Annotated in this window: 10 protein-coding genes; all 10 read left to right on the forward strand. The window is 38.2% G+C overall.

Features of this window, described 5'->3' with window-relative positions; translation table 11 throughout:
- Window positions 1-3: 3 nt before the first annotated feature.
- The 10 genes from pcrA to JT739_RS00740 all read left to right on the forward strand — a co-directional run bounded on the left by pcrA (window position 4) and on the right by JT739_RS00740 (window position 16,006).
- Window positions 4-2,154: a DNA helicase PcrA gene (gene pcrA / locus JT739_RS00695; RefSeq protein WP_237659180.1), complete on the forward strand. Its 2,151-nt coding sequence runs from the start codon at window positions 4-6 to the stop codon at window positions 2,152-2,154.
- An 82-nt stretch (window positions 2,155-2,236) separates the two neighbouring features.
- Window positions 2,237-4,249: an NAD-dependent DNA ligase LigA gene (gene ligA, locus JT739_RS00700; RefSeq protein ID WP_255688208.1), complete on the forward strand. Its 2,013-nt coding sequence runs from the start codon at window positions 2,237-2,239 to the stop codon at window positions 4,247-4,249.
- Window positions 4,250-4,768: 519 nt separating this feature from the next.
- Window positions 4,769-6,265 carry a sugar ABC transporter ATP-binding protein gene (locus JT739_RS00705; protein WP_237659182.1) on the forward strand — a complete coding sequence of 499 codons (1,497 nt, stop codon included), beginning with the start codon at window positions 4,769-4,771 and terminating at the stop codon, window positions 6,263-6,265.
- Window positions 6,255-7,244, forward strand: a complete 990-nt coding sequence (locus JT739_RS00710; protein ID WP_237659183.1) for an ABC transporter permease — start codon at window positions 6,255-6,257, stop codon at window positions 7,242-7,244. The genes JT739_RS00705 and JT739_RS00710 overlap by 11 nt, the downstream gene beginning before the upstream one ends.
- A gap of 59 nt (window positions 7,245-7,303) precedes the next feature.
- Window positions 7,304-8,284, forward strand: a complete 981-nt coding sequence (locus tag JT739_RS00715) for a sugar ABC transporter substrate-binding protein (RefSeq protein ID WP_237659184.1) — start codon at window positions 7,304-7,306, stop codon at window positions 8,282-8,284.
- A 97-nt stretch (window positions 8,285-8,381) separates the two neighbouring features.
- Entirely contained in the window at window positions 8,382-9,566 is a 1,185-nt protein-coding gene (iolM, locus tag JT739_RS00720) for a scyllo-inosose 3-dehydrogenase (protein WP_370642537.1), read from the forward strand.
- 72 nt (window positions 9,567-9,638) lie between these two features.
- Window positions 9,639-10,760 (forward strand): 3-dehydro-scyllo-inosose hydrolase, encoded by a 1,122-nt coding sequence (gene iolN / locus JT739_RS00725; protein WP_237659186.1) that lies wholly within the window; start codon window positions 9,639-9,641, stop codon window positions 10,758-10,760.
- A 57-nt stretch (window positions 10,761-10,817) separates the two neighbouring features.
- The gene (gene iolG / locus JT739_RS00730; protein WP_237659187.1) at window positions 10,818-11,828 is read left to right on the forward strand and encodes an inositol 2-dehydrogenase; all 1,011 of its coding nucleotides are present in this window, start codon (window positions 10,818-10,820) and stop codon (window positions 11,826-11,828) included.
- A gap of 125 nt (window positions 11,829-11,953) precedes the next feature.
- Window positions 11,954-12,736 (forward strand): hydroxypyruvate isomerase family protein, encoded by a 783-nt coding sequence (locus JT739_RS00735; RefSeq protein WP_237659188.1) that lies wholly within the window; start codon window positions 11,954-11,956, stop codon window positions 12,734-12,736.
- A 309-nt stretch (window positions 12,737-13,045) separates the two neighbouring features.
- On the forward strand, window positions 13,046-16,006 hold the full coding sequence (locus tag JT739_RS00740; protein ID WP_237659189.1) for a sigma 54-interacting transcriptional regulator: 2,961 nt from the start codon (window positions 13,046-13,048) through the stop codon (window positions 16,004-16,006).
- The last annotated feature ends 240 nt before the right edge of the window (window positions 16,007-16,246 follow it).

Consider the following 16,246-nt stretch of genomic DNA (forward strand, 5'->3'; position numbering starts at 1 on the left):
GAGTTGAATCTTTTAGATGATTTAAATCCACAGCAAAAAAAGGCAGTAACGCATCCAGCAGGCCCGCTACTGGTTCTTGCCGGAGCAGGCAGTGGCAAAACACGCGTCCTCACATATCGCATTGCTTATTTGATAAACAACTGTGGTGTAAATCCTAAAAATATAATAGCTATTACTTTTACCAATAAAGCAGCTCAAGAAATGAAAGACAGGGTAAAGCGATTAGTTCCGCACGTTGATGATATATTGGTAAGCACTTTTCATTCGGCATGTGTGAGATTTTTGCGGGTTGATATAGATAAGCTGGGGTACGATAGGAACTTTATTATATTTGATACCCAGGATCAACAGGCGTTGATAAAGGAATGCTTAAAAACTTTAAACATCAATGAAAAAAAATTTACGCCAACTTCGGTTTTAAACTATATAGGCCGAGCAAAAGATAAACTCTTAGAACCTGCAAAATGCATAGATACTGCAAAAGACATTTGGGAAAAGAATATGGCAACCATATACGAACTGTACCAGAAGCGATTAAAAGAAAGCAATGCATTAGATTTTGACGATATTATTATGGTAACTGTAAAGCTATTTAAGGAGTTTCCTGAAGTGCTTTCTTATTATCAGAACCGCTTTGTACATGTCCTGGTAGATGAGTATCAGGATACCAATTTGGCTCAGTACGAACTTGTAAAAATGATGGCAGCAAAGCACCGGAACCTATGCGTAGTAGGTGATGATGACCAAAGTATATATAGTTTCAGAGGTGCGGATATTCGAAATATTTTAGAGTTTGAACGGGACTTTCCAGATGCTACGGTAATTCGCTTGGAGCAAAATTACCGTTCCACTCAGACTATATTAAATGCTGCTAATGATGTAATTCAAAACAATTATGCCCGCAAGAAAAAAACTCTTTGGACCAATAACGGGGAAGGCGAAAAGATAAATCTGGTTACTTTAGAAGATGAGCATCAGGAGGCCTATTTCATTGCCCGGGAAATAAACGATAGGGTTTTTAGAGACAATCTGAGGTATAAAGACTTTGCTGTTCTTTATAGAACAAATGCTCAGTCCAGGGTATTAGAAGAGGCCATGGTCAAAATAGGGCTGCCTTACAAAATAATTGGAGGGTTAAGGTTTTACCAGCGCAAAGAAATAAAGGATATTTTGGCATACTTGCGTGTGGTTGCAAATCCTTCTGATAACGTAAGTCTTTTGAGAATCATAAATGTTCCCAAAAGAGGTATCGGTGCTGCTGCAGTAAATAAGCTGACAGCAGCAGCGGAAGTAAAAAATCAAAGCATTTTTGACACAATAATGGATGCAGAGCATTTGTCTTTTAATGCTGCAACGCAAAACAAATTGAAAAAGTTTTTACTTATGATACAAGACTTTAGAGATATGTCTAAGAAAATTGCTGTATCGGATTTGATAAATTACATTCTAGATAAAACCGGCTATATGGACGAGCTCGTAAATGATAATACTAATGAGTCTTTAAGTCGTATAGAAAACCTAAAAGAATTGATAGGTGCGGCAATTGAATTTGAAGAAAAAAATCAAGAAGCCACCTTGGAAGATTTTCTTACAGAGCTTGCTCTTGTATCTGATGTGGATAATTTAGAGGAAAACAGTGATGCTGTGGTGCTTATGACATTACACAGTGCAAAGGGATTGGAGTTTCCAGTGGTGTTTTTGGCCGGTATGGATGAAGGTATTTTTCCACACTCAAGATCACTCCTTGACAGCAACCAATTGGAAGAAGAACGGAGATTATGCTATGTAGGTATTACAAGGGCAAAAAAGAAACTTTATATGACGAGAGCCTGGCAGAGAAGCCTTTACGGAAATACATCTTATTATACAGCTTCAAGGTTTTTAAATGAGATTTCACAGGAGTATATAATAGAATCATCTTATGGCATAGCTAATGCCAATGCGACTACTACTCCAAAACCTGAGCCTGATATATCTGATAAGGCTATCGGTTTCATTTCTCCTGGTGACCGCGTGAGGCATTCGAAATGGGGAGAAGGTATTGTTTTAGATATCGATGGTATTGATGAAGATGCTCAAATAACCATAAACTTTCCATCGGTAGGACAGAAACATTTAATACTAAAATATGCACCTATTGTGAAGGTGCAATAAGATGCATAAAATCAAATGTAAACTATCCCAGTAAAGGTAATTTCGAGCTTTACTTAAATATCTGAGTGGAAGGGTGAGATTCTTGGACAAGGCCCAGGCCGAAAGGCGCATACAAGAATTGAGGCAAATAATAAACCATCATAATCATCTATATTACGTATTGGACAATCCGGAAATTCCAGATGCCGAGTATGACAAACTGATGAGAGAGCTTATAGACCTTGAAAGTCAGTTTCCTGAACTCATCGTCCCAGACTCTCCTACTCAGCGCATTGGTGGCGAGCCGCTGGCAGCTTTTAAGCGGGTTACTCATCGAGAACCCATGATTAGTCTTGCTGACGCTTTTAGTGAAGGTGACCTTAGAGATTTTCATAGACGGGTAACGTCAGTTGTAGGAGACCAAGTAGAATATGTTGTAGAACTTAAAATTGATGGCCTTGCCATTTCCCTTACTTACGAGAACGGTATTTTGGTTACTGCTGCAACGCGGGGTGATGGCTTGGTAGGTGAAGATGTTACACATAATGTAAAGACAATAAAAAGTGTACCCCTTCGCATAAACCCTCCTTCAGGCAAGTTCCCTTCGGTGATTGAGGTCAGAGGAGAAATTTATCTTCCAAAGGAAGGTTTCAAAAAACTCAATGAAGAACGTGAGGATATGGAACTTGTACCCTTTGCAAATCCCCGCAATGCAGCTGCTGGTTCCATAAGACAGCTAGACCCGAAAGTTGCCGCCAAAAGGCCTTTATCCACTTTTATTTACGGAATTGGTTATGTAGAGGGCATTCAGTTTGAGACCCACCATGAGGTACTTGAGTTTTACAAAGCCTGTGGATTTAGGGTAAATCCGCACATTAAGCTGTTTAATAGCTTTGATGATGTGATAGATTACTGTATGAGCTGGAGGGAAAAAAGAGACCTGCTTCCCTATGAAATAGATGGAATGGTAATTAAAGTAAATTCACTTCAATTCCAAAAAATGCTTGGCTCAACCGCTAAAAATCCCCGTTGGGCAATTGCATATAAATTTCCCGCAGAGCAAAAGGTATCAGTTATCGAAGATATTATAGTCAGTGTGGGGAGGACGGGGATCCTTACTCCAAATGCGGTTTTAAAACCTGTTAATATTGCCGGTTCCACTGTCAGCAGGGCAACTCTTCACAACGAAGATTATATAAAGGAAAAAGATATTCGCATTGGGGACAGTGTAATTGTTCAAAAAGCGGGAGATATTATTCCGGAAGTCGTGGAAGTGATTAAAGAAAAACGGACCGGAAGTGAAAAAGAGTTTAAAATGCCTCACCATTGTCCGGAGTGCGGGGCAGAAGTCATTAGAATCCCAGGTGAAGCGGCATATCGCTGTACCGGCGTGTCCTGTCCTGCTCAGATAAGAAGAAGTATAATACACTTTGCTTCAAGGGATGCAATGGACATAAGGGGTTTAGGGCCTGCAGTAGTTTCATTGCTCTTATCTGCGGGCTTAGTAAAAGATGTTTCTGACATATATTTTCTCAAAAAAGAGGACCTGATACCCCTTGAGCGAATGGGTGAAAAGTCAGCAGATAATTTGATAAATGCCATACAAGATAGCAAAAAGCAACCTTTAAGCCGGCTGGTATATGCTCTTGGAATACCTTTTATCGGTTCTAAAGCAAGCTTTTTATTGGCTCAAGCCTTTGGCTCCATGGATAAACTTAAGGCAGCAACATATGATGAACTTATCAAAATACCTGAAATTGGCACTAAGATGGCTGAGAGCATAGTCACATTTTTTAAACAGGAACAGACCAACAATTTGCTTGAGCGTCTAAAGAATGCGGGAGTAAATATGGAAGAACAAAAGCGCTCAGAAGGCATAAGACTTTTAGAAAATCTCACTTTTGTATTAACAGGGACGCTGGAAAAATACAGCCGCAACGAGGCTAAAGAGATCATCGAAAGTTTAGGTGGCCGGGTTACAAGCAGTGTCAGCAAAAAGACAGATTATGTTGTGGTAGGAAAAGACCCTGGTTCAAAATATGATAAAGCTGTAGAACTTGGCGTTAAGATTATAGATGAAAATGAATTTGATAAGCTAATTGGCACAAAACAATAGTTAATATTATAAGATGTGATATTTCCTTTTAAATAAAACAAGGACCCTATTCTTAAAAAGTGCTATCCGCAGACAAAAAGCTTACAATCATTTGATAAGCTCCCCTCTCTTTTTGCTTTAACTGCGGACTTTGACAGCTTGGAAGATAACCGAGTACTGCTACTAGAAAATTTCTAGTAGTAGTTTTTTTACGCAGCTAAAAGTAGAATATTTGGATAAGTTCACATTATCCTAAATATCATATTAAAAAATTATTTAGAAAATGAAGGAGAAATTAGTTTTTTATAGAATATATACAATATATATAATATATACATTGCACTGAATATATACTTATTTCTAAAAATGTAAGGGTTTACATACTTCAGAAACATACTTTTACTCTGTTATATTTTTAAAAAACTAATCAGGAATGTGTATTCTTTATTTAATTGTAACCGCTTACAAAAATAATTTTTTATTAATTTAGTTTTTGTACAATTATACTGTTATATTTTTAAGGGTGGGGGAAGGTGTTAAATGGAATACATATTAGAAATGAAGAATATTTCAAAACAATTTCCGGGAGTTAAAGCTTTAAATAATGTCAATCTTAACATAAAAAAAGGTGAAGTACATGTATTAGTTGGGGAAAACGGAGCGGGTAAATCTACTTTAATGAAAATTCTCAATGGCGTTTATAGTAAAGACTCTGGAGAAATAGTTTTCAAGGGAAAGCAAATACAAATAAGAAATCCACGAGAAGCTCAAGAAGCAGGTATCAGTATTATCTATCAAGAGCTAAACTTAATACCAAAATTGAGTGTAGCTGAAAACATATTTCTAGGTAGAGAACCTTTAAAAAAAAACGGTTTAATTGATTGGAAAATGGTTTATAAAGAAACAGAAGTATTATTAAAAAAACTTGAGATAGATCTGGATCCCAGGACTAAAATCAATAAACTTGGAATAGCCCAGCAACAAATGATTGAAATAGCAAAAGCTTTATCTTTTAAGTCGGATATTATAGTAATGGATGAGCCAACTTCAGCATTGACAGATAAGGAAATAAATAAATTATTTGCTGTTATAAGGCAATTGAAAGAATCAGGTGTTGCGATTATATACATCTCACATAGGTTAGAAGAAATAAAACAAATAGGGGATAGATTAACGGTTTTAAGAGACGGCAATTATATCGGGACTTATGAAGTAAAGGATATAGACATAGATACTATAATTCAACTAATGGTAGGAAGAAAAGTTGATGAAAAATATCCAAAAGAAACTGCGGAAATTTCAGATATAGTTTTAGAAGTGCGGAATCTTAACAATGCGAAACTCAAGAACATATCGTTTCGTTTAAAAAAAGGTGAGATATTGGGTTTGGCTGGATTGATGGGAGCAGGACGGACTGAATTGGCGAGAGCTATTTTTGGAGTAGATCCTATAAATAGCGGGGATATATATATAAATGGAATCAAAAAGAATATATCATCTCCATTAGATGCAATAAAAAATGGAATTGGTTTATTACCGGAGGATAGACGGACTCAAGGCCTTATCCAGAAAATGAACGTTTTAGAAAACATAACCCTTCCTAACCTGAATAGCTTCGTTGACAGAATATTCATTAATAAGAAAAGGGAAATTAATAAATCCATTGAATTCATAGAACAGGTCAATATCAGAACGCCATCACCATTAGCAAAGGTTCGTTTTTTAAGCGGTGGAAATCAGCAAAAGGTAGTTTTGGCCAAATGGCTTTGTGCTAATGTAGAAATTATAATTTTCGATGAACCAACCAGAGGAATAGACGTTGGTGCAAAGGTTGAAATTTACAAATTAATATGTAATATGGCAAAAAGAGGAAAAGCTATACTACTTATATCATCTGAATTACCTGAAGTATTAGGCATGTGTGATAGAATTCTTGTAATGCACGAAGGAGAAATAACGGGAGAATTATCTAGACAAGAAGCTACACAGGAAAAAATATTGAGCTATGCTACGGGGAGGAATAAAAATGTTGGATAATAATGAACCAAAATTGATATTGAACGACAGAAGAAGTCGGTTAGACATTAAAGGCAATCTGGGAGAGTATTTGCAAAGATTCGGCATAATTATTGCTCTGTTTCTAATGTGTGCATTTTTAAGCATAACATCACCACATTTTTTAACAGTGAGCAACTTGGCGAATGTGCTATTACAGTCGTCTATAAATGCTATCTTAGCCTTAGGGGTCACTTTTGTAATCATAACCGGCGGTATTGATTTGTCTTTAGGGTCAGTGTTAGCTTTAGCAGGAGTAGTTATGGGGGTCATTTTGCAGAATTATGGGAGCATAATAATTGCCATTGTGGCAGCATTAATCGTAGGTGCCTTGTGCGGTTATATAAACGGACTCTTTATCACAAGATTAAACCTTCCACCCTTTATAGCAACATTGGGAATGATGAGTATAGCTCGAGGCTTAGCTTTGGTAATAACAAAGGGTTATCCCATTTCGGGTCTTCCTGAGCCAATTAGATTTATAGGTGCAGGTAAGATTTTAGGAATTTCAACACCGATTGTGATAGTGGCTTTACTCTTCATTATCTGTCATATAATTTTAACTCAAACCAAATTAGGGCGTTATAACTATGCTATAGGCGGAAATGAAGAGGCAGCTAAGTTATCTGGAGTAAATGTAAACAAGTGTAAAGTTATCCTTTATACAATAACAGGATTGTTTTCTGGGATAGCTGGGATAGTACTTGCAGCGCGGGTAAATTCTGCGTTGGCGATTGCAGGTATGGGATATGAACTTGATGCAATTGCAGCCGCAGTAATAGGAGGAGTAAGCCAGGCTGGAGGAGAGGGATCGGTAGCAGGGACAATTTTAGGGGCAATTGTCATGGGGGTTTTAAGAAACGGTTTGAACCTATTAGATGTATCGACTTACTGGCAACAGGTAGTAATCGGTTTAGTTTTGGTTTGTGCAGTATCCCTTGATCAATTAAAAAGGAGGTGAAATGTTCTTACATAACTTTTTTTTAAAAAAAAGATAACGAATTTGGAGGGGGAAAAAGGATGAAGAGAATTGTATCGATAATTTTAATTTTCATGTTGTTGCTTGCAACAGTTGCCGGCTGTGGTAGCCAAACTGCAAAAGAATCTACTCAAGACACTCAACAGGCAGAATCTCAAGAACAAGGACCCAAAAAGCCATCTATAGCGGTTATCCCAAAAGCGTTGGATAGCGAGTTTTGGCTCGATGTAAAAAGTGGTGCCGAAAAAGCGGCTCAGGAAAACAATGTGGATTTAACAGTTCTAGCTCCTGACAAAGAATCTAATGTTGAACAGCAGTTCAGGATTATTGAAGATATGATTCAAAAGAAAGTCGACGCTCTATGTATTGCTCCTTGTGATTCTGCCGGTGTAGTTCCTTTTATAGATAAAGCTAATGAAGCAAATATACCAGTGTTTACAGTTGATACTGATGCGGATGGAGGAGACGTAGTATCGTTTATCGGAACAGATAATATAATGGGCGGCAAACTTGCCGGTGAAAGAGTTATAGAATTATTAAATGGAAAAGGAAAAGTTGCATTGATAGTTGGTGTACCTGGACAGCAAACCATGAGAGATAGGGCTGCTGGATTTAAAGAAGCGCTAGCGTCTGCACCTGGTATAGAATTAGTTGCCGAACAGCCAGCTAACAGCGAAAGGGCTTTGGCAATGACAGTAATGGAAAATATACTACAAGCTAACCCCGACTTAGATGCAGTTTTCGCTTGCAGCACTCTCATGGCAATGGGAGCTTTGGAAGCTGTTGAGGCAGCCGGTAAATTAGATCAAGTCAAAGTTATAGGTTTTGACAGTCAACAGGAATCCCTAGAAGCAATTAAAGCAGGTAAAATGGATTCTCTAGTGGCTCAAAACTCATTTAATATGGGCTATTTAGGAGTAAAAGCAGCAGTGGATTATTTGAATGGAAAAGACGTACCGAACCGAATAGATACAGGGACAGAATTGGTAACGAAGGACAACGTTGATAAGTATCTGCAATAGCCATAAATTCTACCCCCGGCTGTAGTTAAGCCGGGGGTGGACTAAAGTATTGTATTAATAATTTTTATTGCAACAGGAGGTAAAAATTATGTCAAAGATGAAAGCGGTTACACTATATGCGGATTGGGAGCCCAGGCCGGACTTCAAACTAGGCCCCAAAGACATTGAAGGCAAGCAGACCTATTTGGGCAGCAAAGTATGGAGGAACCCCCGTATAGAAATAGCAGAACATGACATACCAAAGCCAGGCAAAGGAGAAGTATTAATAGAAGTCAAAGCCTGCGGAATCTGCGGCAGCGACGTACACATGGCCCAACCCGATGAAGACGGCTACATACTCTATCCAGGCCTTACAGGATTTCCCGCAATACTAGGCCATGAATTCTCTGGCGTAGTAGTAGAAGCAGGTCCTGGAGCCATAGACAAAAGAACAAACAAACCATTTAAAGGTGGAGAAATAGTAACAGCAGAAGAAATGATGTGGTGTGGAGAATGTCAACCCTGTGCAGATGGCTGGCCCAACCACTGTGAAAGACTAAACGAAATAGGATTTAATGTAAACGGCGCCTTTGCCAAATATATAGTAATGCCTGCAAAACTACTATGGAGCTTAGAGCCCTTAAGAGCAAGATACAAAGGCGATGACATCTTCCTGGCAGGAAGCCTGGTAGAACCCACATCAGTAGCATACAATGCAGTAATCGAGAGAGGAGGGGGAATAAGACCGGGAGACAACGTAGTAATCTGCGGAGGAGGCCCTATAGGCCTTGCAGCCTGTGCCATACTAAAAAGACAAGGAGCAGCCAAAGTAATCCTATCAGAACCCTCGCCCACCCGTGCAGAACTAGGCAAAAAACTAGGAGCAGACTACGTAATTGATCCCACAAAAGTAGACTTTGCAGAAGAAGTACTAAGGATCACAGACGGCTATGGAGCAAGCCTGTATCTAGAAGCTACAGGCTTACCAACAGTAGTATATCCTGGAATAGAAAAAGCCATATGGGAAGGCAGGACACTAAACTCCACCGTAGTAGTAGTAGCCCGTGCTGATGCAAAAATGCCGGTAACAGGAGAAGTGTTGCAAGTAAGGCGTGCAAAAATAGTCGGAGCTCAGGGACATTCAGGCCATGGCACCTTCCCGAGAGTAATAGAATCCATGGCAGACGGAATGGACATGACACCAATGATCACAAAGAAAATAAAACTAGAAGAAGTGCCTGAAAACATAATAATGCTAAGAACCGACAGAAAAGAATGCAAAATAACCTGCGTAATGGACTAAACAAAAAATCCGGGAGAAGCCATAAAAAGCTTCTCCTTTGAAAAAACCAAACACTGGAAAGGAGCAAACAGCATGGAAAAACCCAAAGACAAAAAATGGATACTAACTGACAACCCTGCCATCATATTTGAAGACAACGCCGTAGGCAGACTAAAAAAACAAATCTGGGATGCCAGTGAAGAAGAAATAGACCAAATACTAAAAGACTACGAAATCCCATCAGAACCCGAACTAGGCAAAGCAGGCACCTACATACAAAACACACCCAGAGCAAAAGTCATAGAAAAGCGCCGCAAAAACGACATAGTCTTCTTACCCATAGGCTGCACAGAAAATCACGGCATGCATGCCAACTCAGGCCTTGACACCTTCATGGTGACCCAGATACTAGAAGGGGTTCGCCGCTACACAGCAAAACAAGGAAGAGAAGTAAGCCTAGCCTTTCCACCACTAAACTACGGAGGGCATCCATATCATCACCTGGGAATGCCGGGCACAGTAATAATGCCAAAAGAAGTAGTAGAAGAAACCATAATCTACACAATGCTGGGACTTTGGAATGACGGATTCAGAAAAATAATCCTGGTAAACAACCATGGTCATTTATGGATGCTAGAATCAGCCATACAAGAATTCATGAAAAGATACCAGCTACCCGGTATATACAGAGTAATCGACTGGCACAGAGCAGTAAGAGAATTCTTCTATCCAACAGACAGAGAAGACAGCCTAGAGACCCACTTTGTCCATGCCGATGAAGCAGAGACATCAGTAGGGCTACTGCTCTTCCCGGACATGATAGACATGAGCGTAGTAGAAGATGCAGAAGGAGAAAGCTTACTTCCAGATGGTCACTTTGACAAATCAGTAGACCCCTTTAGAAGACCCAGCCGCTGGTCAGAAGGAGAAGGCCATGCAGCGATAGAAAGAGTAGCAACACCCCAAGGAGTAGTAGGAAAGCCCAGCATAGCAAGCGCAAGAAAAGCAAAGAGGCCAATTGCTGCAATACTAAAATACCTGACACTCATAGTAGATGAAATCTTAGAAGCCTTCCCGCCGGGCACAGTGCCACCGGTAGAAAAGATCACACTTAGGACAGAAGAAGAAATGAGACCATTCCTGAAAGAACCCTTCAGCGAAGGTTGGAAATCCGTTTATGAACTACCTCCCATAGGAGTATTCCAAAAACTCTAATGCATTAATTGTTATTATAAAATATAGTTAATTATATTTTATATAGAAGGTGGTTGGATGAAAGAAAAGTTAAAGGTCGGTATAATTGGTGCCGGTAGGATTGGAAGAATGCATGTTGAAAACATTGTATCTAATTTTAGGTCTGTTGAAGTCAAAGCCGTGGCGGATATTTTTGCAGATAAATTAGTAGACTGGGCTAGAGAGCTAGATATTAAACATGTATACAAAGACTATAGAAAAATACTGGAAGACCCAGAAATAAAAGCATTATTAATATTTTCATCAACGGACACTCACGCTCAAATAATAATAGAATCAGCTGAAGCGGGAAAAGATATTTTTTGCGAAAAGCCTATAGATTTTGATTTAAATAAAATTCACCAAGCCCTTGATGCAGTTGAAAAAGCCGGCGTCAAGTTTCAAGTAGGTTTTAACAGGAGATTTGATCACAACTTTAAGAAAGTCCGCGATATGATACAAGAAGGGAAAATAGGTGATGTTCATATAGTCAAGATAACCTCAAGAGACCCTGAGCCGCCGCCAATTGAATACGTTAAAAGTTCCGGAGGTCTGTTTTTTGATATGATGATTCACGATTTTGACATGGCAAGATATTTAACAAATAGTGAGGTAACGGAAGTTTATGCATCAGCTGCTGTGTTGGTAGACCCAGCAATAGGCGAAGCAGGTGACGTGGACACTGCTATTGTAACCCTGAAGTTTGCTAACGGAGCTCTAGGCGTCATTGACAATAGCAGAAAAGCTGTTTACGGTTATGATCAGCGCGTAGAGGTTTTTGGTTCAAAAGGCTGTATCACTGTTTCCAATGATGTTCCTACCACTGCAGTTTTAAGTTGTGTTGAAGGTGTAATATCAGATAAACCCAAATACTTTTTCCCTGAAAGGTACAAAGATGCATATATAGAAGAACTGAAAGCGTTTTTTGATTGCATAATAAATGACACGGAGCCGCCTGTAACCGGCAGAGATGGATTAGAACCTATATTAATAGGTATGGCGGCAAACAAATCCCTTGCCGAAGGCAGACCGGTAAAAATAGAGAGGTAGCTGTATAATTTTAAGAATAAGGCCAGATAACAATACCTAAATCTTCATTGGCGCAACAGTGTGATAGGATTAGGTATTGCTTTCTGGCCCTCTTATTAATCTTACTCTAGGAGAAGGTGATTCTTATGATAAGATCTGTATGTATTGAAACTATATTTACGGAAGTGCCTTTTGAAGAAAGATTTGAACTGGCTAAACAGAGTGGCTTTGATTATGTTGAATTCTGGTCGTGGAAAGATAAAGATATTGATAAAATAAAGCAAATATGTAAAAAAATAGACATAAAAATTTCTAGCTTTTCTGGAGACCAAGATTTTTCGTTGATTGATCCTAGTCACTCAGATAAATACATTTCTTTCATAAAAGAGTCCATTGAAGCAGCGAAATATTTAAATTGCAATTTTTTAGTTATTCACTCTAATGCTTTAGATTCAAACGGGCTTGTAATAAATGATTATAGACATTTGAGTTATTGCAAAAAAATTGGCACGGCATTAAATGTTCTAAAAGAGTTAGTATCTATAGTTGAGAGAGAAAATATAACTTTAGTATTAGAGGCTCTAAATACAAAGGTAGATCATGTGGGCAATTTCTTGTGCACTACTAAAGACTCAGCGGAGTTAGTCGAATTGGTGAATTCACAAAACATAAAAATTTTATATGATGTATATCATATGCAAATTATGGAAGGAGATATAATAACAACTCTTCAAAATTATATAGATAAAATTGCTTATATCCATATTGCCGATGTTCCAGGAAGACATGAACCAGGTACGGGAGAAATTAATTACAAAAATGTTATAAAAGCTCTAGAGACTTTGAATTTTGAAGGAGTTGTGGGGCTTGAGCTTTTTCCTTTAGAAACTTCATATGAGGCAATAAAAGCTGTTCAAAATATCTTTTAATATTATTATTAACCTTTGCGTTTGGCTTTCAATATAAGTATTTCTAAAAATTAGCTTTTTATGCCATGCCAGTTGCAAAAATTCCAAAATTTATGGTAAACTGCCGTGCCGATTGAAAGACCTTATTCACTTTAAGTGTTTAAGGTCTTTTTTGTATATAAAAACTTTTAAAACCATTGGAAGGAATTGTGGCATATAATGTTGAAAAATTATATAAAAAGTATAAAAATTAAGATATGTTGCTCACCACAAAATATTACAACATAATGGCATGAATGTTGCATAAATTGTGAGAAAAGGGGTGAAATCATGAAAGATCATCTCAAAGAGCTTATCGAAGGGGAAGATAAAAAGAACCCTTACACCGATGACCAATTGGCAAAAATGCTAAATTTGCGAAGAGATGCGGTTACTATTTTGCGAAATGAACTTAACATACCGGATTCCCGGGAAAGGCGTAAACCTTATTTACTCAGTGAAGTAATGAAACTCCTTTCACAGAATCCAAATATTTCAGATAGGCAGCTTACAAGGGCAATACGGGAATGTGGTTTTAATGTATCAAGATTTCTTATCTCTCAGATGGTCAAGGAAATTAGAGGAGATAGTCCAGGTGAACCATTAGAAGAATTCAGTCAAGAAACTAGTTTTAATGCAAAAAATATTCCAAGAATTCCAGAAGAATTGTCAGCTTTTAATAGGATAATAGGTTTTGACGGAAGTCTAAAACCTCAAATTCAACAGGCCAAGGCTGCTATATTGTATCCGCCAAATGGTCTTCATACTTTAATATTAGGTCCTACGGGAGTAGGGAAAAGCAATCTAGCTGAAGCTATGTATGAGTTTGCTTTGGAAACAGGTACTCTTCAAAAAGATGCTCCCTTTATTATCTTTAACTGTGCGGACTATGCTGAAAACCCACAGCTTTTACTATCTCAGCTATTTGGGCATGTAAAGGGAGCTTACACTGGAGCTGTGGTGCCGAAAGAAGGCCTGGTGGAAAAAGCTGACGGTGGGATACTTTTTTTAGATGAAGTTCATCGATTGCCACCTGAAGGCCAGGAACTTTTGTACTTCTTGATAGATAAAGGGAAATTTAGGCGGATGGGAGAAACAGAAACGGAGCGAACAGCTAATGTCCTGATAATAGCAGCTACTACAGAAGATATAGAGTCATCCCTTTTATTTACTTTCCGCCGAAGAATACCTATGATAATAGAACTTCCAACACTTGCCGCACGGCCTCTTGAAGAGAGATATCAAATAATAAAAGAATTCTTTCATAAAGAGGCGGATAGGATAGGAGTCAAAGTAAAAGTAACCCAGGAAGCATTAAGAGCCCTTTTGTTATATGATTGTCCTGGAAACATAGGACAACTAAGAAGTGACATACAAGTGGCCTGTGCCCGCGGATTTCTAAATTTCATAGGTAAGCAAAAGGATTATGTGGAAGTGGATCTAATCGATTTACCAGTACATGCCAGAAGAGGGCTGTTAAAGATACAAAACCGCAAACCGGAAGTTGAGACTTTATTAAAAAGTGACCTGATAGCAAGGCCAGGGCAAATTGAGTTGAGAGTTGAGCCAAAAGAAGACTTATACACATTGCCAGGGGAAATTTATCAATATATTGAAGAAAGGTTTCAAGAACTTGAAGTACAGGGTTTGAATCAGGACGTCATTAATGCGGTGATAGGAAAGGAATTGGAAGTAAAGTTTCAACAGCTCATAAAACGGGTTGAGAGCAGTCATAAAACCTTGGCAAAGCATGATCTGGAGAAAATCGTGGGCAAAAAAATTATTGAGATGGCAGAAAAAGTGACAGAAATTGCAGAGAAGCGCCTTGGCAAAGTGGATAAGCACCTTTTTTATTGTCTCGCGGTGCATTTAAGTGCAACATTAGAGAGAATTCAAAAAGGAAAACCCATTGTGAACCCTCAGTTGGAAAAAGTCTTGAGAGAATATAAGCTAGAATACAGTGTGGCAGAAGAAATGGTAAAGTATGTTGAAGTTCTGACTGGGTACAAAATTCCTCAGGATGAGATTGGCTTTATTGCAATGTATTTGAGGACAATTACCAGACCCTCTGATGTGAAAAAGGGCAGAGTTGGAGTGGTGGTCCTTTCACATGGTAGGGTTGCTCAAGGTATGGCAGAAGTTGCAAACAGACTGCTGGGTGTAAATCACGCTGTGGGAATTGAAATGTCTCTGGATGAAAAGCCAGAATCTGCCCTTCAAAGGACTGTTGAAGTTGTATCAAAAGTAGATGAGGGAAAAGGGGTATTGCTCCTTGTGGACATGGGTTCACTTATGACTTTTGGCGAAATAATTACTAAGCAAACAGGCATACCGACAAAAACCGTCGGCAGAGTGGATACTGTAATGGTATTGGAAGCTTTAAGGCGTGCCATTTTGCCGGATACTACTTTGGATGAGATTGTGGAGAGCATAGATAAGGACAAAGTGGGTTTGGGAAGGTTCATACCGTCTGAGCTGACAAAGGACAAAAGAGTAATACTCACATTATGCATAACCGGTGAAGGAACTGCCATACGAATAAAAAATCTAATAGAGAAGATGTTGCCGGGTATCCAGGAAAAGGTGCAGATTATTCCTTTGGGGATAATGGACAATGAGGATATATCCGAGCGAATAGAAAAAATCAAAGAAGAATATACTGTTTCGGCCATAGTGGGCAGTGTAAATCCTAAAGATAGTTCCATACCTTTCATCTCTTTAGAAGAAATTATTCGCGGCACTGGTGTAGAAATGCTGAAGGAAATTGCTAAAGTAGGTATAGTGCAAAAAACAACTATAGAGAATAACCATAAGAACAAGCTAACTGAATTGATTTGCGAAGAAACCATACTGATCGATCCGGCTTGTCATACGAAAAATGAAGTGTTAGACGAAATGGTAAAAAACCTTATCGATAAAGGTTATGTTAAGGAACAGTTTTTACTTGATGTCTACAAAAGAGAAGTATTAGGACCAGCAGTTATAAACAACATTGCCATTCCCCACGGAAGACCTGAAAATGTCATAAAGCCAGCTATCGGAATTGCAATATTTAAGGATGCAATATCTTGGTGGGATAAAATTGCGGTAGATTGTGTTTTTTTACTTGCATTAAAAGAGGATTCAAAGGATATAATTAGCGAGATGTATGGATTAATAAAAGATAAAAAATTTATTATGAAACTTAGAAATTGTAGCAATGCAAGTGATGTTAGGAATAGCTTTTTAGAGTTTTATCTTGCTTACAACTAAAAATGCCACAAGTTGGAACGAAACTTGCTTAATATTTTTGTAGAAGTTCAATACAAAATTTTGGGGTGGAATATCATACAATAGGCGACGCTAATAAATGCAAATAAATGATGGTAATAATTTGAGGCTTGTATAATTCTGATAAATATTGAGAAATTGTAAATAATTTTAAAAAGATGCCAAATCAGTCAAAGCTTTTAAAAGTTTATTTTTATTTAAGGAGCATTCCTGTAATGAAAT

It is taken from the genome of Tepidanaerobacter sp. GT38 (assembly GCF_021991635.1).
Classification (GTDB): Bacteria; Bacillota; Thermosediminibacteria; order Thermosediminibacterales; family Tepidanaerobacteraceae; genus DTU063.

Excerpts from the sequence above, each read along its gene's own strand:
- JT739_RS00740 (WP_237659189.1), top strand. The coding sequence starts at position 13,046 with ATGAAAGATCATCTCAAAGAGCTTATCGAAGGGGAAGATAAAAAGAAC.
- JT739_RS00705 (WP_237659182.1), top strand. The coding sequence starts at position 4,769 with ATGGAATACATATTAGAAATGAAGAATATTTCAAAACAATTTCCGGGA.
- iolG (WP_237659187.1), top strand. The coding sequence starts at position 10,818 with ATGAAAGAAAAGTTAAAGGTCGGTATAATTGGTGCCGGTAGGATTGGA.
- iolN (WP_237659186.1), top strand. The coding sequence starts at position 9,639 with ATGGAAAAACCCAAAGACAAAAAATGGATACTAACTGACAACCCTGCC.
- JT739_RS00735 (WP_237659188.1), top strand. The coding sequence starts at position 11,954 with ATGATAAGATCTGTATGTATTGAAACTATATTTACGGAAGTGCCTTTT.
- JT739_RS00710 (WP_237659183.1), top strand. The coding sequence starts at position 6,255 with ATGTTGGATAATAATGAACCAAAATTGATATTGAACGACAGAAGAAGT.
- iolM (WP_370642537.1), top strand. The coding sequence starts at position 8,382 with ATGAAAGCGGTTACACTATATGCGGATTGGGAGCCCAGGCCGGACTTC.
- JT739_RS00715 (WP_237659184.1), top strand. The coding sequence starts at position 7,304 with ATGAAGAGAATTGTATCGATAATTTTAATTTTCATGTTGTTGCTTGCA.